The sequence below is a fragment of the Flavobacterium aquidurense genome (assembly GCF_001404985.1).
Classification (GTDB): Bacteria; Bacteroidota; Bacteroidia; order Flavobacteriales; family Flavobacteriaceae; genus Flavobacterium; species Flavobacterium aquidurense_B.
The window spans coordinates 739,602-762,535 of sequence record NZ_JRLF01000015.1; the positions used below are offsets into that span (position 1 = coordinate 739,602).

18 protein-coding genes are annotated in these 22,934 nt (G+C 30.4%); 6 read left to right on the top strand and 12 right to left on the bottom strand.

Annotated elements, in window-relative coordinates; genetic code table 11:
* Nucleotide 1: 1 nt before the first annotated feature.
* Nucleotides 2–841, bottom strand: coding sequence for a class I SAM-dependent methyltransferase (locus tag RC62_RS21705; protein ID WP_055098434.1), 840 nt, complete (start codon nucleotides 839–841; stop codon nucleotides 2–4).
* A gap of 105 nt (nucleotides 842–946) precedes the next feature.
* Here RC62_RS21705 and RC62_RS21710 point away from each other — a divergent pair, with 105 nt between their 5' ends.
* Nucleotides 947–1,834 carry a glycosyltransferase family 2 protein gene (locus RC62_RS21710; protein ID WP_055098435.1) on the top strand — a complete coding sequence of 296 codons (888 nt, stop codon included), beginning with the start codon at nucleotides 947–949 and terminating at the stop codon, nucleotides 1,832–1,834.
* The gene (locus RC62_RS21715; protein ID WP_055098437.1) at nucleotides 1,835–2,761 is read left to right on the top strand and encodes a glycosyltransferase family 2 protein; all 927 of its coding nucleotides are present in this window, start codon (nucleotides 1,835–1,837) and stop codon (nucleotides 2,759–2,761) included.
* On the opposite strand, the gene RC62_RS21720 is transcribed toward RC62_RS21715, so the two are convergent.
* Nucleotides 2,744–3,151: a sugar 3,4-ketoisomerase gene (locus tag RC62_RS21720; protein ID WP_055098438.1), complete on the bottom strand. Its 408-nt coding sequence runs from the start codon at nucleotides 3,149–3,151 to the stop codon at nucleotides 2,744–2,746. The genes RC62_RS21715 and RC62_RS21720 overlap by 18 nt on opposite strands.
* A 1-nt stretch (nucleotide 3,152) precedes the next feature.
* Nucleotides 3,153–4,244: a glycosyltransferase gene (locus tag RC62_RS21725; RefSeq protein ID WP_055098439.1), complete on the bottom strand. Its 1,092-nt coding sequence runs from the start codon at nucleotides 4,242–4,244 to the stop codon at nucleotides 3,153–3,155.
* Between the two features lie 43 nt (nucleotides 4,245–4,287).
* On the opposite strand from RC62_RS21725, the gene RC62_RS21730 reads away from it, so the two are divergent.
* On the top strand, nucleotides 4,288–5,418 hold the full coding sequence (locus RC62_RS21730) for a glycosyltransferase (RefSeq protein ID WP_055098440.1): 1,131 nt from the start codon (nucleotides 4,288–4,290) through the stop codon (nucleotides 5,416–5,418).
* Between the two features lie 833 nt (nucleotides 5,419–6,251).
* Here RC62_RS21730 and RC62_RS21735 read toward each other — a convergent pair.
* The 9 genes from RC62_RS21735 to RC62_RS21775 form a co-directional block, all read right to left on the bottom strand.
* A complete protein-coding gene (locus RC62_RS21735) occupies nucleotides 6,252–6,914 on the bottom strand; it encodes a hypothetical protein (RefSeq protein WP_055098441.1) in 663 nt (220 codons plus the stop codon).
* A 9-nt stretch (nucleotides 6,915–6,923) separates the two neighbouring features.
* Nucleotides 6,924–13,745, bottom strand: a complete 6,822-nt coding sequence (locus tag RC62_RS21740) for an RHS repeat-associated core domain-containing protein (RefSeq protein ID WP_055098442.1) — start codon at nucleotides 13,743–13,745, stop codon at nucleotides 6,924–6,926.
* Nucleotides 13,746–13,750: 5 nt separating this feature from the next.
* Nucleotides 13,751–14,206: a T9SS type A sorting domain-containing protein gene (locus RC62_RS21745; protein WP_055098443.1), complete on the bottom strand. Its 456-nt coding sequence runs from the start codon at nucleotides 14,204–14,206 to the stop codon at nucleotides 13,751–13,753.
* 29 nt (nucleotides 14,207–14,235) lie between these two features.
* Nucleotides 14,236–15,201, bottom strand: coding sequence for a hypothetical protein (locus RC62_RS21750; protein WP_055098444.1), 966 nt, complete (start codon nucleotides 15,199–15,201; stop codon nucleotides 14,236–14,238).
* Between the two features lie 129 nt (nucleotides 15,202–15,330).
* Entirely contained in the window at nucleotides 15,331–16,605 is a 1,275-nt protein-coding gene (locus RC62_RS21755; RefSeq protein WP_245176859.1) for an O-antigen translocase, read from the bottom strand.
* A gap of 3 nt (nucleotides 16,606–16,608) precedes the next feature.
* A complete protein-coding gene (locus tag RC62_RS21760; RefSeq protein ID WP_055098445.1) occupies nucleotides 16,609–17,709 on the bottom strand; it encodes a DegT/DnrJ/EryC1/StrS family aminotransferase in 1,101 nt (366 codons plus the stop codon).
* Nucleotides 17,710–17,720: 11 nt separating this feature from the next.
* Nucleotides 17,721–18,701 carry a hypothetical protein gene (locus tag RC62_RS21765; protein ID WP_055098446.1) on the bottom strand — a complete coding sequence of 327 codons (981 nt, stop codon included), beginning with the start codon at nucleotides 18,699–18,701 and terminating at the stop codon, nucleotides 17,721–17,723.
* 92 nt (nucleotides 18,702–18,793) lie between these two features.
* Nucleotides 18,794–19,396 (bottom strand): trimeric intracellular cation channel family protein, encoded by a 603-nt coding sequence (locus tag RC62_RS21770; RefSeq protein ID WP_055098447.1) that lies wholly within the window; start codon nucleotides 19,394–19,396, stop codon nucleotides 18,794–18,796.
* A gap of 92 nt (nucleotides 19,397–19,488) precedes the next feature.
* On the bottom strand, nucleotides 19,489–20,232 hold the full coding sequence (locus RC62_RS21775) for an RDD family protein (protein ID WP_055098448.1): 744 nt from the start codon (nucleotides 20,230–20,232) through the stop codon (nucleotides 19,489–19,491).
* Between the two features lie 20 nt (nucleotides 20,233–20,252).
* Between RC62_RS21775 and RC62_RS21780 the strand changes: the two genes are divergently transcribed.
* The 3 genes from RC62_RS21780 (at nucleotide 20,253) to RC62_RS21790 (ending at nucleotide 22,931) form a co-directional block, all read left to right on the top strand.
* Entirely contained in the window at nucleotides 20,253–21,218 is a 966-nt protein-coding gene (locus RC62_RS21780; protein WP_055098449.1) for a stage II sporulation protein M, read from the top strand.
* Between the two features lie 113 nt (nucleotides 21,219–21,331).
* Complete coding sequence (locus tag RC62_RS21785; protein WP_245176860.1) at nucleotides 21,332–22,165, top strand: hypothetical protein; 834 nt, start codon at nucleotides 21,332–21,334, stop codon at nucleotides 22,163–22,165.
* Complete coding sequence (locus RC62_RS21790; protein ID WP_055098451.1) at nucleotides 22,158–22,931, top strand: hypothetical protein; 774 nt, start codon at nucleotides 22,158–22,160, stop codon at nucleotides 22,929–22,931. Before RC62_RS21785 ends, RC62_RS21790 begins: the two co-directional genes overlap by 8 nt.
* Nucleotides 22,932–22,934 lie beyond the last annotated feature (3 nt).

The following is a 22,934-nucleotide window of genomic DNA, read 5'->3' on the forward strand; positions in this document are numbered from 1 at the left end:
TTTATTCAGCTTTTCTTAAAACTAAAATATCCTGAAAATCATATAAGTCTTTGTCAGCTCTGTTCGCCCAACGTCCGTATATTTTATTTTCAGATTTTAGCTGACTTTTTTCAATCATTTGGTTGAGATAATCTTCATTAAAAGCAATGTTTGCCGAAGGAACTTTTTCATTCATTACTCTATAATTTCCTTTTTCGAAAGGGAAAGAAAATGACCTGTTTTTGTTAGAAATTTCACTTTCAATCTGATCATCATATAGAAAAAAAGTTGAAAGACATTTGCCGTCCGGCTTTAAAACCCTATTAATTTCCTTTAAATAATTTTGTACTTCATGTGGTTGCATATGTGTAAAAACCGAAAATAAAAATATGGTATTAAAGGAGTTATCTTCATAAGGAAACTTAAAATTTTCTGCTTTTTTATCTGTTAAATGATATAAATCATTATTTAATGGTATATACTGAAATCTAAAATTGGGAAAATCTTTTGTTATATGATTTTCACACCAGATAATTCCTTTTTTTACAACGTCAAAACCTTCGTATTTTCCTGAATTAGATAGATACCCGGTCAACGGCACTGCAACTCTGCCTATCCCACAACCAATATCAAGTACAGCATGATCTGGTTCTATTGAAGCATATTTTTTTAACAAATCAAAAAGATGTTTCCCTTGTGTAGCAAAATCACCACCTCCAATAAAAATATCACCTTTATTAGGAACGAGCTTATTTTTTGATCTGCTTATAAAGCTAAAAAAGTCAATTGGTAAATAATATAATTTTCTAACTAAAAATCTGGATTTTGGTGAGATTGCATAATAAATAGATCTTAAATTCATTTTGACTTTTTATATTTTTTTAGAAATTTGGAATCAATTACAATAACATAAGAAATTGTTCGATAAAAACATTTTCTTTACAAATATATTCTAAAAAAACGTGTAATGCTTTCGATCCTTATTCCGGTTTACAATTATAATATTTTTTCGCTTGCAGAAATTTTACACGATCAGGTATCAAAATGTAATATTGATTTTGAAATTATTTGTTTAGATGATGGTTCTGATTTTTTTATATCTGAAAACGAAAAAATCAATCAATTCAAAAATACCACCTATTATACTTTAGAACAAAACATTGGACGAAGTGCCATTCGGAATTTATTGGCACAAAAAGCAATTTATAAAAACTTACTTTTTTTGGATGCCGATACAATTCCGGTTCATAGCAACTTTATTTCTAATTATATTTTACAGATAAATAATAACGAAAAAATAATCTACGGGGGTATTTTATATCAAAGTAAAAAACCTCAAAAAGAACAGCTTTTAAGATGGATTTACGGCAATAAACGCGAAGCATTATCTACACTGGAACGAGCTAATAATCCTTATATCTCATTTTTAACATTGAATTTTTTAATATCAAAAAGTATCTTTTCGAAAATAAAATTTAATGAAAAAATTCCCAATCTCAGGCATGAAGACACTTTGTTTTCATTTGAATTAATGCAGAATAAAATTGAAGTTGTTCATATTCAAAATCCCGTTTATCATTTAGGGATTGAAGATAGTGAAGCATTTTTAAGAAAATCTGAAGAAGCAGTCATCGGACTAAAAAATCTCGTAGATTCTCATTTAATCACTTCTGATTATGTTAAGCTTTCTCACTACTTTGAAATCGTAAAAAAATATTATCTTCGATCTTTAATCGCCTTTTGGTTCAAAATCTTCAAACCATTTTTCCTTAAGCAATTACTGAGTAAAAAACCATCACTTTTTCTATTTGATATTTATCGACTGGGCTATTATTGTACTTTAAAAACTAAATAAATGACATTTTTTTCTATAATAATTCCCCTGTACAATAAAGAAAAATTTATCGAAAACACCATACAAAGTGTCTTAGATCAAAGTTTTGGTGATTATGAAATCATTGTCATAAATGATGGCTCAACAGATAAAAGTGAGGAAAAATTATTGAATTTTAAAGACGATCGTATTCGATATTACAGTAAAAAAAATGAAGGAGTTTCTCTAACCAGAAACTTGGGGATTTCATTAGCAAATGCCTCTTTTGTTACCTTTCTTGACGCAGATGACTATTGGTATCCGGATTTTTTAAGAGTTATGCGTGAATATTGTACACAGTTTGAGAAACAAAAAATATTTGCAGCCGCAATAGAAATTGAAACATCAAAAAAAATATTTCCTGCAAAATATTCGATAAGCAAAAATTCTGATTTTGAGTTTGTAAATTACTTTAAAGCCAGTAAAAAAGAATCTGCAATTTTAACATCAAGTGCTGTTTTCAATAAAAGTATTTTTGATGAAATTGGCGTTTTTGATCCTAAGATAAAAAGTGGACAAGACACTGATTTATGGATTCGAATTGGATTAAAATATCCTATTTTATTTATTTGGAAAGTTTTAGTACGTTATATACACGACGAAAATAGTCTTTCTAAAGATCCAAATTTGATAACATCTAAAATGGATTTTTCGAAATTCACTGAGCTCGAAAAAACAAATCCTGATCTAAAATATTTCTTAGATTTAAACAGATTTTCACTTGCAATTAAAAGCAAATTATTAGCTAATAAAGTGCTTTTTGATTACTATTATAATGGTATTGATTTAGAAAGAATAGGCTATAAAAAAAGATTTTTATTGTGTCTTCCTCCCTATTTACTTCAACTTTTAATTGAAGTAAAACTTAAATTGGCAAATTTAGGTTTTGGATCATCTGTTTTTAAATAATTTGAAATTTTTATATTCCCGTATGTAATCTTCTTCATCAAATTCATCTGAAGCCAAAACCAAACAAACAGCTCCTGAAGAAAAATTACACAATTCACGCCAAATTCCATCTACAATCAATAAACCCAAATTTGGTCTGTTTAATATAACGGTTTGTGTTGATTTTCCGTCTTTTAAAATCACATCAAAACTGCCGCTTAAAGCGATCAAAAATTCCTGCTGTTTTTTATGTGCATGTCCTCCACGTTTACTTCCGCTTGGAATATCGTACAAGTAATAGACCCGTTTTGAAGAAAATGGAATTATTGTTCCTTCTATAACCGAGAGATTACCTCGCCTGTCCTGAATTTTTGGTATCTCTATTAACTGAACGTCAGTATTTTTAGTCATTTTAATTTAATTGAATCAGATTTTCCCATTTCTTTGTAATATTTTCTAAAGATAAATGTTCTACACTTTCTGAAGCATTTCTTTTACAAAAATTATATAATTCATAATCAGAAACAAATCGATTCATTGCAAATGCAAAAGCATGAGGATTATTTTCTTCCACTAGTAAACCATTAAACTCATTTTGAATAACTTCGCGTGGGCCTGAGTGACAATCAACTGCTATAACTGGAGTACCTAATGCCAACGATTCTATTATTGATAAAGGGAAGCCTTCATAATTACTTGTAAGAATAGTAAACTTGGCTTTTTGGACTTCCTCAAAGGGAGATTTTTTGAAAGGTAAAATATCAACAAAAGATTCTAATCCCAGATCAATTATTTTTTTTTTGATAAAAGCCAAATCATCACCAGCTCCTAAAAGATGAAGCCTATATCCTTTTTTGAAAATATTTGAATATAAAAAAGCATCAAGCATCAAAGTAAAATTCTTCGCCTTTTCATCAAATCTTCCAAAGAATAAAACTACATTATCTGGATTTTTAACTTCTTTACTTAATACATTTTTATCAATATAAAATGTATTATAAATAGTGGTAGTGTTATTAAGTTTAAATTTTGTTTTTATATTTTGTTCTATTTCTTTAGAAACTCCTATTATTTTTTCTGCATTTTTGTATAAAATTCTCGTCCAAAACAGTGATGAGGAAAAATATTTCTCAAAATGACAATTCTGAACGATATAATATTTTTTAGCTTCACCGTAAATTTGTTTTGTAATAATTTCTCTAATTAGAAGACCTCTTGTTCTGTTATCAATGATAATTTTAATGTTATTTTTATTTAAATAATCCTTTAATAAAAAACCTTTTTTTATTTTTTTTAAAAAAGAAGGCAAGCCTTTAGACTCTTTTTCCAGATTTAATAAATTTCCTACATATTGATAATCAACAACATCGTTTATTATTATTGAATGAACTTCAAACCCGGATTTATCTAACATAATACTTAATAGAGCACTAAAACGTTCAGCGCCTCCATTTCCTAAAGAGTTGGAGACTATTGCCACTTTAATTTTTTTATTATCAATCATGTTTTCGTTAAAAAGTAAATATATTTGTCAAATATACATATAAATGAAAATCTTATTAATAAGTGAATACAGTCGCTTGCATAATTCTTTAAAAGAAGGCTTGAAAGCATTAGGACATGATGTTTTTCTTATAGGTTTTAACGACGGTTTTAAAAATTATCCAGTTGATTTTCCTATTATAAAAAAATGGGATACTGGTTTCTTAAAAAAAATAAAAATGGCTATATACAAAACAACAGGTTTTGACATTAGTTCTTATTTTACTTATCTACAATTTTTAAAATATAAAAAAGAATGTTCTGGTTATGATGTTGTACAACTCATAAATGAAAATAGCTTTTATTGCACTTATCAATTCGAAAAAAGAATAATATCAAATCTTCTCAAAAAAAATAAAAAAATATTTCTATTAAGCTGTAGTTATGATTATTTGAATGTTAAATATTGTTTTGAAAATTCTAAATTTAAATCTGTAATTCCGTTATATATAACTAATAAAATTGAAAAGAAATCTTTCTATAATATTTTAAAATTTAGAACAAAATCATTTAAAAAACTTCACCTTTTTATATACAAAAACTGTACAGGCATTATAGCATCAGATTTAGATTATCATTTACCATTAATTGGTAATTCAAAGTATTTAGGACTAATTCCAAATCCAATAAACATTTCTAAAATTAAATTTGAACCATTACAAATAGCAGATAAAATCATCGTTTTTCATGGAATTAACGAATTAAATTACTTCAAAAAAGGAAATAATATTTTTGAGGAAGCACTTGAAAAAATTCAACAAAAATATCAGGATAAAATTGAAATCATTACAGTCAAAAACATTCCTTACAATGAATACATCAATTTATACAATAAAGCACATATTATTCTAGATCAAGTATATGTATACGATCAGGGATATAATGCACTTGAAGCAATGGCAAAAGGAAAAGTAGTATTTACTGGTGCCGAAACTGAATTTACAAACTATTATAATCTTACAGAAAAAGTTTGCGTAAATGCACTTCCGGATGTTGATTATTTAGTTCATGAATTATCATATTTAATTGAAAATCCAGCTGAAATAATTGAAATAGGTAAACGTGCCAGAACTTTTATTGAGAAGGAACATGACTATATAAAGATTGCTGAAAAATATTTGAGTATGTGGAATTAGGAATAAATTGAATTGAAATCACAAAAACTTATTAATGTACACTAAATGGACTTCCTGCCGTTTTATACGAAAATGTATATCCACCAACAAAACGTAATCAGTATTTTAATAAACCCTTGAAGTTTGCTTTTTCATTTTTTGTTCTCGTAAAATGAAAAGTTATACCCCCTTTTTCAAAATTGCCTTTAGAATAATAATCGTTTTTCAGACTAATCTTTTAGACAAAATTTAATCACTTTGCAGGCACGAAATCAGAGACATTCCCACAGCGTTTATTAGGAAAACTTTGTAGAAAGAGGTTCTTCAACTTTGCTTCTTTATTCTTTATACTCGTAAAATGAAAAGTTATACCCACTTTTTCAAAATTATTTTTAGAATAATCATTCTTTTCAAACTAATCATTTAGACAAAATTTAATCACTTTGCGGGCACGAAGTCAGAGACATTCGCGCAGCGTTGATTACGACACTTCGTAGAGTGGGGGCTTTTACATTTACTATACTTAATAATCCAATTGCAATTGATATTAAACTAATATTTAGTTTAATTTTATTTTCTTATTTTTTTATTACATGAAATATATCAGTATTTTAACGAATTCTTCAATTTTGCTTCTTTATTTTGTGTTCTACTACAATGAAAAGTTATGCTCACTCTTTTAAAATTCTCTATAGAATAATAATCTTTCTCAAACTAATCTTTTAAGCAAAATTTAATCACATTGCGGGCACGAAGTCAGAGACATTCGCGCAGCGTTGATTAGGAAAACTACGTAGAGCGGGAGGTAAAAAACACATAATATTTCTAAAAATTTCGATAATTATCTAATTTGTCTAATTGACAAATCTTACGGGTACATTATTTTTACTTTCGATAATTCCATGGTAAACTTTGTATTTGTTTTCGTTAATTGTTTTAAGTATAGGTCGAGGCAAAAATTTCATATAATCTGTACTATCACTATAAATTAACATTTTAAAAACATACTTTTTATTTTTATAAAGATGCACAAATGAATAATTTGACTCAGGAAAATAATACAATATTTCAAAATACTTCGATTCACCTCTTTTTAATAAAAAATTATTTTTATCAATTAAATCTTTATAATCAGGAGCAATAGAATAATTTAGTTCCTTAATTTCTTTCTCTTTTATATCATAATTTATTTGCTCACAAACACTAGCTTTTTCTATTGGCAAATATTCCTTTCGACCATACTCAGCTTGAATTCCCTTGTCATCCAAAATTTGTAAAAAAACATTACTAGGTTGCAAACCATCTATTTTCCATGTTAATTTAGAAAAACTACAGGCATTAAAATAGTAATCGCAATCAGTTTTATTAGTAATTTTATATTCAATAATATTTTTTGCTCTGCCAGTGTCAAGTTTTGAAAATAATATTTCATCAGAAACTATTTCTAATTCGACATTTCCTTCATTCTTAGAACAGGAATACATTACCAAAATGATAAAAATAAAATAAAGCCTCATATGTTAAAATTATTTATGTTCAAAATATTTTTTCATTAAATTTCTTTGTCCAAAGATAAAGCCATCAACTTCTTTGCCAGTCTTTATTTGATAGTTATATGCATCCCATTCTATTAAAGATCTTAATTTAGAATAAGTGCCCTCTGGACCTAAAGGTCCATGAATTGCTTCAGCTCTTGAGTAAAAATTAGTCATAACTTGGTAAGCATGTCTATATTCATGAAATAATGAACTTACCAAACGATATATCGTTTTTGCATTATGTTCATATATTGTTATTCTGTTACTACTTGACAAATTATGTTCTGCCACATTATCACTTGCTCCATCAGAAAATAAAAAACTTGGCCTACCTGCTGCCTCGTATGAAGCTTGAAGCCCATTGACCTTTTTATTCAATGTTCCAGTAATAAAAGTTGAAGTCATTTCTGGCTTAGCGTCTGGATCTAGCCCTCCTTTTTCAATATTTTCTCGCAAACTGGACATTTTAATTATTTTATGAGCATAGTGGTTCAATCCAGAAACAACAAGCCCAGTCACTGCTCCCTGCCAAAAATTACCTCCTGTAAGCTTTGCTCCCACTCCACCTGAAACAGTCCCAAAGGCAACCATCCCCAATGAATTGTTAGCACCTAATACGCCACTCAAGCCTTGATGATTAAAAGTTTCTGTAAAACTAGCACCTCCAAAACTATGTGTCTCAGGAGCACTTGATCCACCACTCCAAGCACTCGCAGCCATACTACTCAAAGCTCCAGCGGCAAAACCACTCCAAAATTTACCTCCGGAGATGGCCGTCATGCCTCCTTGAAAAGTACCATGAGCTGCGGCACTAAAAGCTGCCTGAGAATAAAAATTGGTAAACAAGGCCGAAGAAGCACTACCAATACCAAAAGTTACTGCAGAACTCGCTGCTCCAATAAAAGTTGCTTTAAGTAGACCTCCAACGGTAAAAGGAACATCTGCCAATAAAGCAGTTAAAGTATAAGTCGTTGCAGCTATAATAGCACCAATAATAACTACGGCACCAAATGCAATTGCTTCTTCACCACTAGGATCGGTATACTTTAAAGGATTATTCAACACATAACCATAACGGTTGTAATTTTGCGTATTTGCAGGATCCTGAATAAAATTATCAGGCTGTAGGAAACGGTGTAATTTTGGGTCGTACAAACGGCCGTTCATATTAATGATCCCTACGCTCTGCAAATGTTCATGACCGGTATAGCCACGATCTAAAACAGTCAGTAATCCCAAATCTGTACCTGCCCCGTTCTGTACTTTTAAAACAGCTCCCCACGCATCAAACAATCTTTTTTCGACTATAGCCCCTGCATTATCAGTTACAGCCAATATCGTGCCTTGGTAATCTCTATGTAAATATAAATAATCTTGAGTGATTCCATCACTTTTGAATACTATTGGAGCACTGTAACCATCTCCACCAATATAGGTTATAAACTCAATTGCTCCGGTAGTTCTGTTTTCTTTGATTTCCATCGTACCGTCACCGGAATAATGCTTACGAAGCGGACGAAGTAATTTATCCTCCTGACCTCCTCCATAAAACATTGTACTGCGATCGTTTCCATCATTATAAGTAAAACTTAGATAATCAATATAATTTCCGTCACGTCCCCTTTCTTTAATAGTCGCCGGACTTTTAAAGGTATTATAAGTAACTTCTAATCCTAATCTCGGGGCAGAATTTGTACCTGTTCCCCTGTTTTGGTAATCACTTAATGCCTGCGGACTTAAGGTAATCGAATTATTTTGGTATGTTTTGCCCGTTACGGTATAATTATAAGTTCCAACACTATTTTGGGTAATTTTACCTTTTACATCATAACTCTGTGTTTCCTGTTGTGCCAGTGCATTATTATAGGTCAGTAATCGATCTAATTCATCATAAGTAAAGTTCTCGTTCCAATTAAATAAATTATTTGTTCTGGTGGTTAAGTTTCCTCTCTTTGGCTCAAAAAGCGTCGTTAAGGTCATTACATTTCCAGGATTTGTTGCAATCCTTTCAAATTTAAATACCGACGCATAACCGTATTGATCATATAAATTTGTGATACCAATACCATTGCCTAAACCTGCACTTGTTAACTGTCCTCTTTCATTGAGCGAATTAGTCTGCCATAGTACCTGCTGGTTAGCATTGTCTACAAGTTGCCATGCAAAGCCATTTTGATATGTGTGTTTTACTGTTTTTGAACTTGATTTTCCAGAAATAGCTGCCGTAGAGGTTTCTATATCAGCACGGCCAAACGTATCATACGTAATCTCTTTTGTAAAAGAAGCATAAGGTGTATTCTCTATCGTTTTGCTTATTCTTTTATAATTGTCATATTCAAATGAATTGGTGATCGAATTTCCTTCTAAATTATTTACAAAAGAACTACTGGTTATTAAATTAGTAGATGGATTATAAACATAAGTCGTTTTGCTGTTTGTATTGGTACCAACAATTGTTTTCTCTACTGTTTTTCCTGTGGTATCATATACATAAGCCGTTGTTCCGTTTGGTGTCGTTTCGGTTTTAATTTGTCCAAAAGCATCATATGAGTATGTATAGGTACCTGCACTTGGATCTGTCATAGCAATTTTATTCCCCCATCCATCTATCGAGATCGATACCTTGTTACCCTGATAATCTGATTCTTTTAGTTGACCATTAGCATAATAAATAAAATTAACGGTCCCACCAGGGTCTGTTGTTTGTGTTTTATTTCCTAAAGCGTCAATTGTAACTGTTGTTATCTTACCATCATCATTACTGGTTGTGGTTAATCCGGCATACGATAAAGTTTGAATTTTACCGGTATGTGCTGTCACTGTTACTGGGCGCATTAAATAATCATACTCATAAACAGTCCACTGGTTGGGAGATGAAAAATAAGGTTCACTTTCTTTCTTTTTTCTTCCCAATCCGTCATACACTACTTGTTTATACACCAATGAACCTGATGTAAAACCTTTTGTACTGGTAACTATCGCCCTCCCTAGAACGTCATATCTGGTTGTGGTTGCTGCATCTGTATTATTAGTTGTGGTAGTGGTATAACCTCCATCTGACAATTTAGTATAAACAATATTTGTTATTAAAGGTGTCGAAGAGACATTTTGGGTAGTTGTATTAATCAATTTACCCCAATTATCATACACATAATCATTAATTACTCCTAAATAATCTGTTGATTTAGTAACCTGACCTAATGTATTATATATAAAATTAGTAACAAATCCCTGATGGTCTGTTTTCTTAGTCACAAATCTCTTTGTAACATCATACTCATCTGTAATCGTTCTTGGTACAGGAGGAGTTGGTGCTGCTGGTGCACTTACTGTTTTTGTTAATAAATTACCCAGTGAATCATAGGTCATATCCTCAACAATTGGATATGTGTTGTGTCCTTTCTTTTCAGTTTTAGTTAGATTAGATCCGGTATAAGTATATTTTTCTTCAGAAGTACGGTTATCTCCTGTATAAACGGTACTGGAGGAATTAACTTTTTTAGGTCGCCCTATATAATAAGAACTGCCTGCCCCGGTTGGATTATTATCATAATCAGTATCTACAGTGGTTGTTCCCTGCAAAGTCGCGCTGCTAAATTGTTTTGTTACACTTTGTGTTTCTAAACCAAAATAATTTGTACTTTGAACAGTACCGTCATACGTGAAAGTTGTTTCAGTTTTAGTATCGGTCAAATGATCTATAGAAGTTTGTTTTTTCAACAAAACATTATAAACACTGCTGTTTGATGAAGGCGCTGTTCCAGCCGCAACCAAAGGATATGCTCTAAAACTACTACCACTGGTCCCTTTTGCATTAAAACCAGGTTTTAAAACTACCTGAGCTGCCTGATAATTAACATTTAAATTATCATTTACAACTGAGGAAGCTGTGATACTGTTATTAGCCATAAAATTTTGACTTGTAACTACGGCACTGGTTATACTAATTTGGTCCGTATATGTATTTGATGGTACATCCCCACCTGTCGTAGATACCGCAAACTCATTTGTTTTAGTACTTAATAAATTATTTGGCATACTATTAAAAACAGTTGTCCCATCCGTACTACTCCATGTGATAGTATTAGCACCTCTAAGAGCAACATCATTGTATTGTGTCGTCCATATTTTAGCATCAGAATCACTTAAATACCAACTGCTTCTGGAGGTTTTTATAAACCCAACAGTTCCATAATTAAAATTTGATACAAATCCTCTGTATCTAAAATCTTGATATTTAGAAACGCCATTTATAGTAGCAGTGAGTTTTGAAACTAAATAACTTATAGGGTTTCTGATAATCTCAATATTAGGATAAGCAACGCTGTTACCTGAAGAATAAAAATCAGTAGAAGAATTACCAAGACCTCCATCTACAGCTTCCATTGGTTTATAATCAACAATTTGCTTAATATTTCCGCTTGATTCCGTTACAGAAATCAATCTATTTTCAGTATCTACATTTTTATTGAATTGATAATATTCAATAAGGTTTTTATGTCCTCTAACCACAACAAGATCAGTATTAGAACCATTATATTTATAATTAGAAGTAATAGGTATAGGAATATCAGGTGAATCTGCGTCAAAAACTCCCGAATCATATGTTTGTACAAAACTTGCTCCTCCAACTTTACCTACATTATTTGTAAAAGTCGTTACCTGCCACTGTGTGTTGTGATCATTGATAGTCCACTTTGGTTTATAATATTTTCTCCAAACACGAACTAAATCTGACTTTCCGTCTCCATTAATATCCATTGCATAATAGGTACTAAATTGTACCTGTGTATCGAAAGAGGTACCATCTTTGCTAGTATCTGGCCGATATTCTACAATATCATGAGATTCTTTAGTGAAAAATTCTCCTCCTGCAGGATTAGCATTACTGTAATAGATATGCCATTTTATTTGCCCCGCTCCTCCTTCACCATCTGGAAGCATAATATCCATCTTACCGTCTCCATTATAATCTCCAAGAAGAATTTGTTTTTTACCGGAATATTTATCTATAGTTCCTGAACCTAATAATTGAACTTCTGTCCAAGGAGCAGTATTTAATTGATTAAAACTAATTATCTTATAGGTTTTATCATCTTTAATTGTTAAAATATCTGATTTTCCATCTCCATTAAAATCTCCTACAAACTTTCTGCTATAACTCGGTGTACCATTAATTAAATTTCCTCCATAACTAATATTGGATGCGTTAATGATTTTATGAAATCCCTTGGAATTAAGATTTGTAGAAGAATTTGGATTTAAATCTACAATGTAATATGATATATTTGAAAAAGTGTATTCTGCGGTACAAAATTGGCAACTTCCTTGAGGAGTGGTGACATAGGTATTGTTGCTAATATTATATTCATTATCAAAATGTTCTATCAACACCTCACTAATTCCATCTCCATTAAAGTCTCCCTCTGTATAATTAGTTGAAAGTCCTGAACTAAGAGGAGCACAATTATTGGTACCGCCACATATATAATACGGGTCTTCATTGCTATAAACATCAGTATAAGTATCTTTATTTATAACCGAATTATTAATTGATAATGTTTTTACAAAATCAGCAACAACAGCATTATTTAAAAATTTATAATATCTGAAATTAATTCTATCATCCAGAGTTTCTGCATTAATTATAGAATTAAATTGATTTAGTACTCCTGTTGATAATGTAGTAGCAGTAAACGTCTGAGATGTATTATAGACATTAGAAATAAAAGGTAAATTGATGGGTGCATTTCCACTATTCTCTTTAAATAAGTTAATATAGAGTTTGTCATTTGCTACAAAATCTAATCTTCCATCGCCATCAAAATCACCTGTCAAATCTATTTTGTCAAAAGCGAGGTTATTTGTGTATTCTTTTACTGACCTTTGCTTGTTTACAGGACTTGAATCGTATTTAAACTCTACAGGGTTTGATACCTCATTTTGAGCATTTATTTCCTGAACATTTGTTATTCTTTCGTATCCCAAACTTGTATCCTCTAAATGTGTAAGTTTATAGGTTCTGAAAATATTATTATTTGCAAATACCTGAATATTCGATAATATTTGAGTAGCATAAACCGGAACTCCTTTTAAATAATCCCTCTCTACACGCTTAGCATCCCTGTAATTAAAACTTATTTTATTCTGAGCTGCAACTCCTGCAACACTGTTCCCACTAAAAGCAATATTGTCAATATACAACTGATTTGTTCCAGCGTAAGCAACCGTTTTATAATTATAATCTATAAAATTTCCATTTACATCTTCATAATGAACAATATACCAGGAATTAAGAGATACTGAATTTTGCAAACTTCCGGAACCTTTTGAGCCGTACCAGCTTCTTGATCCATCAGGCGCAGTTACAATAAAATAAACAGTTGAACCTTCTGTCTTTAATTCAATTCGTGTATTACTTTTATATTCTGTTTCATAGGTAGATCCGCTTGCCCAATATGTTCCTGTTTTTATTAAAAGACGCTGACCATCTAATGCTAACTTATCATTATCATCAAAATCGACTCCGTCAACAAAACCATCAATATCGCGTCGAGTCGAAATTCGACTTATTGCAGAAATACTATTAATACTCCAACCTTGTCCGGCAATACCTCCCCTAACTCCACTGCTGTAAGTAAGATTAATTATTGGTGCAACACTTTTTATACTTGGAGGAGTAGCAATAGGCAAATTGTAAGTTGCTGTTCCGGATACTGAAATTTGCAACTCTCCTTTAGTGTCGGTAAAATTTTGAGAAAAAGTAAAATTCGATATTAAAATAAAAATGAAAAAGTAAAAATGCTTCATATGTTTTATTGCTTGATAATTTTTATAGATTTCTGATCTCCATTTTTGTAATACAGCATTACAGCATATACACCTCTTGGATATTCCTGAAAAGGAATATTTTGCGAAGTATTGTGCAAGTTTGGACTATAGCTTCGCAATAGTTGACCCGTTAGAGAAAAAACCTGAATCGATGTAATGTAATTACCTTCTTGAAGTTCCCATTTTATATACAATTCCTCCTTAACTGGATTTGGATAATAAGAAATAACATCTTCTGATGAAAATTTCAATAGATCATCCTCAGTTAGTGCCGCTATCTCTTTCACCTCTTCTGCTTGTTTTGCTGATTGCGAACAACCGGACAAACACAATTCACGAAGAATTTGATTTCCAGCCGAATCGTAATTAAAAGTGATTTTTTGTTGTGCTTTGGTTAAAATGGAAAATCCAAATACTAAAAATGCTACATAATATCTCATACTTCATTGATTTTAAAAATATTTTTATTTTATTTTTTTATTGACAACAGTAGCTTTACCTGAGATTTTAATTCTTCTATTTCTTTATTTTGCTGGATTAAATAAAGAGTCAATTCTTCTATTTTTTCTTGTTGAATTTTAGCCATTTCTCCAAGTTCAAGTCCATTTTTTGTAATATCGCTCGCTGATGGTACATTTTGTAAATGACCATTTTTCGCAATATAATCTTCAACTTCTTTTAAGCTTGACAATGTATAACTTGGGCTAAAAACATAATCTGCCCAGGTATTATAAACTTTTACTTCTTCGGCTCTTACTTTACCTTTTACAGAAAGTCTATAAGTATCTGCTCCATCTGTAAAGTTTGAAGTTCCTATACCGATATTAGTGTCAACATATAAATTTCCTTCAAATCTTGAGTCACCATTTTTTACCATTAATTTATAAGGAACTGGCCAAACTTGCCTGCCACCAATTGTAAGATAAGAATTAGGTTTTGGCAAAAATAAAAAAGTACTTGTACCATCTTCATGTAAGTCAAAAACTGCCGATTGTGTCTTATCACTAATTTTCAGCGTACTTGATCCATTAGCTATTGCATTATGCTTAAACCTGTTTGCATCATTTCTATCTTCTATTGCAAATATCGTTTGTGCATTTGCTGAAATATTTGAAGGTGGTACATCATAAAAAGTTAGTAATCTAGTACCATTATTAGATGTTGAATTTTCTCTCAAACTACCAATATTCAATAAAATACTTTTCATAAATGAGTCTGATTCGCTCGAAAAAACATATGTGGTATTAATTGCTGGAAATCCATTGATATCTAATTTAGCAATCGGATTATTTATTCCTATTCCCAAATTTGTATTTGTATTTGGAGTATTAGACAAAATACTTACTGCTCCGGTTCCAGTACTAATTTGTGCATTAGATATTGCTACGATTAGAAAAAAAATAATAGAATAAATTTTTTTGGTAATTTTTCTCATGTTATTTACTTTATATAAAATTGATTACTTCAAATTTAGTATAAAAATAATGCTCAATAAAAAACAGTTATTTTTTTATTAAGAATTTTATTAACAATATAACATTAAAAAAAATCGAATATATTCCTCTCAAATCAAACTTTTTCGAAAATATACAGCAAGAACAATAAAATAAATAAAATTATCTAAGGCCTGAGCCATAACAACACCTTCAATTCCATAATGATTTATAAAGACCAAACTTAAAAAATATAAGATTGTTAACGAGAATAATTCTGAAACAACAAAGGCAATAGTGAGTTTTTTTGCAAAAAATTGATATCCCAAAATAAGAGAAGCAACTTTAAAAACATCTCCGGTTAATTGCCATAAAAACAAATTGGTAACTGGCAAAAATTCTTTCGTAAACAATAATCTAACAATAAAAAAACGGGAAAAATAAATAAATACTAAACCAATTACAAAAACAGGCAGAATAGATTTATAAAACTGCCAAAAAACAACTTTAGTTTCTCTGTTTTCTTTTGCCATAGATAATTTTGGCAAAAAATAAACCGTTAGAATTGTACTGATAAACATTAAATAATAAGACGATATTCTAGTCATCGATTCCCAATAACCAGCCTGATCAATGCCTAAGTTTTTAATAACATTGTTTCGAATTATTAGAAAAATAATAGGCCCAAAAACAGATGAAATCAAAGCCATCAGTGAATATGAAGACAGATTCTTTATAATATTAAAATCAAATAAACGCAAACGAATTGAACCTCTGAAATTAATTTCTTTATTTAAAAAATAGAATGTGACAAAAAACAAAATTGCCGGAGTAATTACTATTGCCAATAAAGCACCAATAGTTCTAAATTGCAAAATCATAAAAACAGAGACTATCAAACCAACTGCATTGCCAATAATATTAATAGCTATTACTTTTTTGAACCTGCTTAATCCATTTAAGACAGCTAATAAAAAGACAGAAACAGCATACCAAGGCAAGACTAATGCTAAAGCTTTAAAAATAAGAGAATAATCAAAATGATTATTAAAAATAGTATCATTCCAAAATGCTGCGAAGAAGTATAAAATAAAACTTAAAACAACAGCAATAGTTAGCAAACTTATAAAAACAGTAGAAATTATCTTTTGAAGTTCAACTTTATTTTTTTGATTTTCAGCTACATATTTCACAATTCCGTTATTGAAACCAAGTGTAGAAATACTCTCTAAAGAAGTTAAAAAATTACGCAAATTCCCAACTAATGCCATTCCACCAGGACCAATAAAAATTGCCAATATTTTTGATGTAATTAAACCAGTTCCTATTTTAAGTACAACACTAAAACTGTTTAAAGTGGTGATTTTAAACAATGTTGTTTGAGTTATTTTTTTTAAAGAATCCAAAAGTTAATACTTATTTAAAACTTCAATAACAAAACTAACTTCACTTTCTGTTAAAACAGGACTTATTGGCAAACTCAAAACTTCATTATGAATCTTCTCAGTAACAGGAAAAAATAAATTATTAAAATCTAAAAGTGCTTTTTGTTTATGTGGAGCAACCGGATAATGTATAACAGTCTGAATGTTATTTTGACTTAGATACTCTTGTAAATCAACTCTGTTTGAAGTTCTTACCACAAACAAATGAAAGACATGATTAGTCGAGAAATCCCAAACCGGAAGTACTATTTTATCATTTTTTATTTCTGCTAAATATCGTTTTGCAATAACTCGGCGTTTGTCATTATCAATATTTAAATTGGCTAATTTTAAATTTAAAAATGCCGCCTGAAGTTCATCTAATCTTGAATTTACACCAATATAATCGTTATAATATTTTTTCTCAGAACCATAATTGCGAAGCGAAAAAAGAACTTTGGCTAATTCCGGATCATTTGTGGTTATTGCTCCGCCATCACCTAAAGCACCTAAATTTTTTCCCGGATAAAAACTATAGGCAACAGCTGATTTTAGAGTATAAGTGTTCGGTTTTAGAGTACTAATTGCGCCGTGAGATTGTGCTGCATCTTCAACAATTAATAAATTATTCTGACTTGCAATTTCCTTTATTTTATCCATTTCTGCCAATTGTCCGTAAAGATGAACCGCTAAAATGGCTTTTGTTTTTATGGTGATTTTTTCCTGAATTAAATCCGGATTTATATTGTAAGTTTCTAATCTGGGTTCAATCAAAACAGGAATTAAATCTGCTTGTAAAATCGCTAAAATACTAGCAATATAAGTATTTGCAGGTACAATAACCTCATCTCCTTTTTGAAGTTTACCCAGTTGGATATATCCTTTAAAAATTAAAACTAAAGCATCAAAACCATTCCCTACCCCAATACAATAATCTGTTTTGCAATATTTAGCAAAAGCTTTTTCAAACGTTGCCAATTCATTTCCCAAAATATACCAGCCATTATCCAAAACTGTTTTCAGTTTTTCCTGAAAAGCAGCTTCATAAGGCTCATTTATTTTTTTAAGATCCAGAAATGATATCATATTATTTTTTATTAATAAACAAAAATACCTTTTAACTTTTTATAATTGACAGTTTGAAGTTCGTAGAAATCGTGAATTATAGTACTTGCACCAAAACTTTCTTTCCAATATGATAATCCTTCATTTAGGTTTTTTCCCTGATTTTCGTTTGAAATACCAAAATCAAAAAATCTCTTTTCAGCAAATCTTTCCTGAATTAAATGATAAAAAAGAAAATCTAAACTACCCAGGTTTTCCTGATCTTTATCTTTCGAAATATATTGACAATGCGCTACAGTCTGAGTTTCAAAAACAGTTGTTCCTGCCACAATTTTATCTTTTGAATAAACATTGAACTGATAAATGTTTTTAGGGAAAACTGACTTTAAATAATTCATTTCTTCTACAGAATGAACAGGTTTTGCATTATGCCTTTTATCTAAATTAGGAATCAATATTTCATTCCAGAACGATTCAAAATGAGTTTCTTCTTTTATTATCAATTGATTTGAAACGCCTTTTTGAAAACCTCTTTTTCTAATTTTTGAAGTAATATTCTCTTGTGATAAATCAATTACAGAAAGAGAATCGCGACGTACTAATTTTGCATCACTTAAAAACAAGGCATATAAAACTTCATCAGCAGGTTTTAAATGATAAATAGAAGGAAGTGCTTTAAATTGTAAAATTTCAATCTTATTTTCATGCAGAAAAAATAAAATCGCCTGAAAAATTTCTATAACAACCGCTAATTTAGTTTGCTCTTTATACACTAAACTTCCATATGTAAGCCCTTGATGTGAGTATATAATTTCTTCGGATTTATTTGCAGGTAAAACAGAAACCAACTTTTGATCTTCAAAAACCAAAAGCGAAAAATCATTAAAACGATCCTGATGATATTCCATAAAATCGCGATGAAACAAAAATGTGGCGTTTTTAGACTGAGCTACAAAATCATTCCAGATTTTATAGTCATTTTGCTCATATCTTTTTACAATATATTTTGTCATTCTTCTTCCACTTTATTTACTGATTCATTAAGGTTTTAGCCTAAAAAATCTTATTTCATTATAATTCTGTGGCTAATATCGTTTAAAAAATCTTATTTATGTTCAAATGCCGGTAAATACCATTTGAATTTTACTGCTAATAATCGAACTGTAATAATCACAACCGATGTTAATAAATACAAAACGTCGTCATCTAAGTTTAATTTTTTTAGAGCAAAAAATACAATTCCACCAAAAATGCAAATCGTAGCATAAATTTCACGTCTGAATATGGTTGGAATCTCAGTACATAAAATATCACGTGTAACACCGCCAAAACAAGCTGTCATAGTTCCTAAAGCGATACAGATTACGGGGTGTAAACCAATCATGATTCCTTTTTCAAGACCTATTAAAGTAAAAACACCTAAGCCAATAGTATCAAACAAAAACAAAGATGTTCTTAATTTGTCAAACTTTTTTCTAAAGAGAATGGCAAGGCCAAAACCCAAAATAATTACATAAACATATTTTAAATCCTGCATCCAGCCCACTGGCGTTCTGCCAATTAAAACATCACGAAGCGTCCCACCGCCAACTGCCGTAACAAAAGCAATAATAAAAACACCAAACGGATCCAGTTTTTTATGCATTGCCGTTAAAGCGCCGGACATAGCAAAAGCCATCGTACCGATAAGATCTAATAAATGAAACATTCTTTTTTTTTAAGGTACAAAGGTAAAGAGATACTAAGATTATGGGATTAGATTCGTAATTTAATTTAAAATCTTTAAATTTCAATCTTACATTACATATTCTGGGTGTAAAAATTGTAATCTTTCAGGATTACTCTCAAAAAATCACTGCTATTCCCTGATTGATTTTTGATTCCGGTAACACTTTCAATCTTGGCTACCAATTTATAAATTACTTCATGATCATTTCGTGCGACCGCATTTTGAAAAGTTTCTTTAATAATTCGCATATCATTATCAGATAGTTTAATTACCAAAGGATATGTAGGAACATATGCATCGCCAATTTCTTCAAGAATTGTATGACTTATATTGATCTTATTTTTTAACGTTATCACAGCAGTTCCCGCAACCATATCGCCTAATCTTTGGGCTTTTTTACTCGAAACTACACTTACTATCGCCACAATTCCGTATAAAAGTGTAATATCAATTAATCTGAAAAACCAACGCATTAAATAATCGCCAAATCCGGCTTGATAACCATCTATTTTTACGACTTTTATCTTCACTAATTTTTTCCCGATAGTCTGTCCTTCAAAAATACTTTCCAGGGTTAAGGAATAAATAAAAAACGGAAAATAAAGAATTAAAATGATAGAAGTTTTTGACCAATTGTCTAATGTCTGGAATAATTTATCGAAATTTAACCCATAAAAAAAGATTAGGGAAATCACTGTTACATAAGCGAGTTTAATAGCCAGATCGATAAAATAAGATCCTATTCGTTCGCCGGGTGAAGCGGCAATAAAATTTATTTTAACATTTTGTGTTGTATTAATAGATAATTCTGACATATTTTATATTTTAGCCTGTAATGAGAGAAGTTGCCTTCATAAAACAAAATAAAGAAAAATGGCTGGAGTTTGAGCTCGCTATTTTTGGTAAAGCTAAAAAAAATCCTGATGAGTTAGCAAATTTGTACATTCAAATGATGAATGACTTGTCATATGCCCAAACGTATTATCCAAAAAGTAAGACAGTTGTATATTTAAATCATCTTGCTTCTCAGATTTATCAAAAAATTTATAAAACCAAAAGAACCGAAAAAAACAGATTTCTGGAATTCTTTAAAACCGAAGTTCCTTTGATTCTTTATGAATACAAGCGATATTTACTGTATGCATTTATTTTGTTTTTCCTGACAGTAGCGATGGGAGTGATTTCGGCAAGATATGATCAAAATTTCGTGAGGCTTATTTTGGGAGACGGTTATGTAAACATGACTTTAGAGAACATCAAAAAAGGAAATCCAATGGCAGTTTACGGTTCCGGAAGCAACTGGGGAAGTTTTATTGGCATCACCATGAATAACTTGTATGTAGGTGCAAGATGTTATATTTACGGCATCTTTGGCGGATTGGGAACTTTTTATATTTTTCTCCAAAATTCATTGATGTTAGGTTCATTTCAATACTTTTTTTACGAACAGGGCGTTTTCTGGAAAAGTGTCCGCGGAATCTGGATTCATGGATCTATGGAGATTTTTGCAATTGTAATCGAAAGTGCGGCCGGATTTATTTTAGGTGCTTCTATCCTTTTTCCTAAAACTTTTTCGAGGTTAAATTCATTAAAAATAGGTTTTAAAAACAGTTTCAAAATATTTCTAAGCACATTTCCTTTTACCATAAGTGCTGGATTTCTTGAAGGTTTTATAACCAGATATTCAATAGATATCCCCAATTGGCTCAGCAGCCTAATTATTTTATTTACATTAGGAATAATTTCATTTTATTATTTGGTTTATCCATTCATTGTTCACAAAAAAATAACTTCATTATAATGTTTGAACTTTACAAAAAACGACAACTGGGTGACTATATAGTAGACTCTTTTACCTTTTTTAAAACTTTTGGAAAGCATTTTTTCAAGATCTTTTTTATCATAAATGCCACTATGTTACTTGTTACCGGTGCTTTAATGTATTGGTTTTTAAAACTTAATTTTCAGTTTCTATCAAATGATGCTGTACAAAAAGCGAATCCCAATCAATTTTTAGATTACTTAGGGAGTTCTCCAGCTATATTGGCCTTTACAATAGTTTCCATTATTATTCTGGTACTTATCTCCCTGTTTAATTCCGCTTATCCCATTTTGTATTTAAAATTAATAGCCCAACAAAATAACAATGATTTTACGGCAAAAGAGGTGCTGAAAACATTCAGGCAATCTATCTGGAAAATATTTAAGTTTACCATTGGACTTCTGTTTATTGTAATGCCTGCATTATTTATACTTATAATTGCATTGTTCTTTCTTTGTTTTGCTTTAGTGGGCATACCATTGATTATAGTTGCTATTCCTACTCTTTTTACTTTTGTACATCTTAGCTATTATAGCTATTTAACAGAAGAAAAAAGCTTTTTTGAATCTTTAAATCATGCTTACATTTTAGTAAAAGAAGATTTTTGGTCTACGATTGGAGCAAGTTTTATTGTCATGATTATAATTCAGATGGTTCAGGCATCAATTACTATGTTCTTTTATTTTGTGGGGATATTTGCCTTTATTTTCTTTGCTATAGCAAATCCTGATTTCGAAAAATCATCTTTTCAGGTTTCTCCGGTAATTATAATTCTCCTGACAATAGTCTTTGTATTAATTCTTGTATTGAGCAATATTTTTAATAACATACTAGTCATTAATCAAGGAATTATCTACTATAGTTTAGGGTCAGAAAATAAAATTTCGGCAACTGAAATTGAATCAATTGGAAGTAATAATGAATAAAATTTTCCTCATTATATCTTTCCTCTTCTTTTCCGGCATTTCGCATGCCCAGGATTCTTTGGTTACAGCCGAACCTCCAAAAGTTGCATCTATAAAATATACAGAAAAAGATATTCAAGTTGATTCCAGTACTATAGAAGCCAAAACCTTCACTAAAAATTTCAAGAAAAAATATACCGGATCAGATTTCGTTTACGAACAAAAAGCACCAGAAAAATCTCTTTGGCAGCGTTTTATCGAATGGCTCGCCCGTATTTACAGAAGCCTTTTTAAAGAACAAAATGCACAGACCTCTGTTGATTTTGTTACCGTTTTTTTAAGAACGATAGCTGTTTTAATTATAGTCTTTGTAATCTATTTAATTGTAAAAGCCCTGATCAATAAAGAAGGACAATGGATTTTTGGAAAAAACTCCAATAAAAGAAACATCTATTATTCTGATATCGAAAAGAATATTCATCTTCTTGATTTTGAGAAATTAATCCAGGAAAGTATTCAATCTGGAGAAAAAAGAATTGCTGTTCGCTATTATTATTTGTGGTTACTAAAAGTAATGGCGCAGAATCGCTATATCGAATGGGATATCGAAAAAACGAATTCAGATTATTTATACGAACTTCAAAAACCCGCTCATAGAGAAGAGTTTACTTATTTGTCATACTTGTATAATTATATTTGGTATGGTGAATTCGAAATTAATGAAAACTCCTTTATAAAAGCCGAAAATAGATTTAAGAATGCCATAAAAACCTTTAGTAATGGATAAAAG

What these genes read in the sequence shown, in the direction of transcription:
- RC62_RS21725 (WP_055098439.1), bottom strand. Translation starts at nt 4,244, where the DNA reads ATGATTGATAATAAAAAAATTAAAGTGGCAATAGTCTCCAACTCTTTA.
- RC62_RS21745 (WP_055098443.1), bottom strand. Translation starts at nt 14,206, where the DNA reads ATGAGATATTATGTAGCATTTTTAGTATTTGGATTTTCCATTTTAACC.
- RC62_RS21770 (WP_055098447.1), bottom strand. Translation starts at nt 19,396, where the DNA reads ATGTTTCATTTATTAGATCTTATCGGTACGATGGCTTTTGCTATGTCC.
- RC62_RS21740 (WP_055098442.1), bottom strand. Translation starts at nt 13,745, where the DNA reads ATGAAGCATTTTTACTTTTTCATTTTTATTTTAATATCGAATTTTACT.
- RC62_RS21785 (WP_245176860.1), top strand. Translation starts at nt 21,332, where the DNA reads ATGTTACTTGTTACCGGTGCTTTAATGTATTGGTTTTTAAAACTTAAT.
- RC62_RS21750 (WP_055098444.1), bottom strand. Translation starts at nt 15,201, where the DNA reads ATGAGAAAAATTACCAAAAAAATTTATTCTATTATTTTTTTTCTAATC.
- RC62_RS21705 (WP_055098434.1), bottom strand. Translation starts at nt 841, where the DNA reads ATGAATTTAAGATCTATTTATTATGCAATCTCACCAAAATCCAGATTT.
- RC62_RS21715 (WP_055098437.1), top strand. Translation starts at nt 1,835, where the DNA reads ATGACATTTTTTTCTATAATAATTCCCCTGTACAATAAAGAAAAATTT.
- RC62_RS21780 (WP_055098449.1), top strand. Translation starts at nt 20,253, where the DNA reads ATGAGAGAAGTTGCCTTCATAAAACAAAATAAAGAAAAATGGCTGGAG.
- RC62_RS21730 (WP_055098440.1), top strand. Translation starts at nt 4,288, where the DNA reads ATGAAAATCTTATTAATAAGTGAATACAGTCGCTTGCATAATTCTTTA.
- RC62_RS21775 (WP_055098448.1), bottom strand. Translation starts at nt 20,232, where the DNA reads ATGTCAGAATTATCTATTAATACAACACAAAATGTTAAAATAAATTTT.
- RC62_RS21790 (WP_055098451.1), top strand. Translation starts at nt 22,158, where the DNA reads ATGAATAAAATTTTCCTCATTATATCTTTCCTCTTCTTTTCCGGCATT.
- RC62_RS21710 (WP_055098435.1), top strand. Translation starts at nt 947, where the DNA reads ATGCTTTCGATCCTTATTCCGGTTTACAATTATAATATTTTTTCGCTT.
- RC62_RS21735 (WP_055098441.1), bottom strand. Translation starts at nt 6,914, where the DNA reads ATGAGGCTTTATTTTATTTTTATCATTTTGGTAATGTATTCCTGTTCT.
- RC62_RS21765 (WP_055098446.1), bottom strand. Translation starts at nt 18,701, where the DNA reads ATGACAAAATATATTGTAAAAAGATATGAGCAAAATGACTATAAAATC.
- RC62_RS21720 (WP_055098438.1), bottom strand. Translation starts at nt 3,151, where the DNA reads ATGACTAAAAATACTGACGTTCAGTTAATAGAGATACCAAAAATTCAG.
- RC62_RS21760 (WP_055098445.1), bottom strand. Translation starts at nt 17,709, where the DNA reads ATGATATCATTTCTGGATCTTAAAAAAATAAATGAGCCTTATGAAGCT.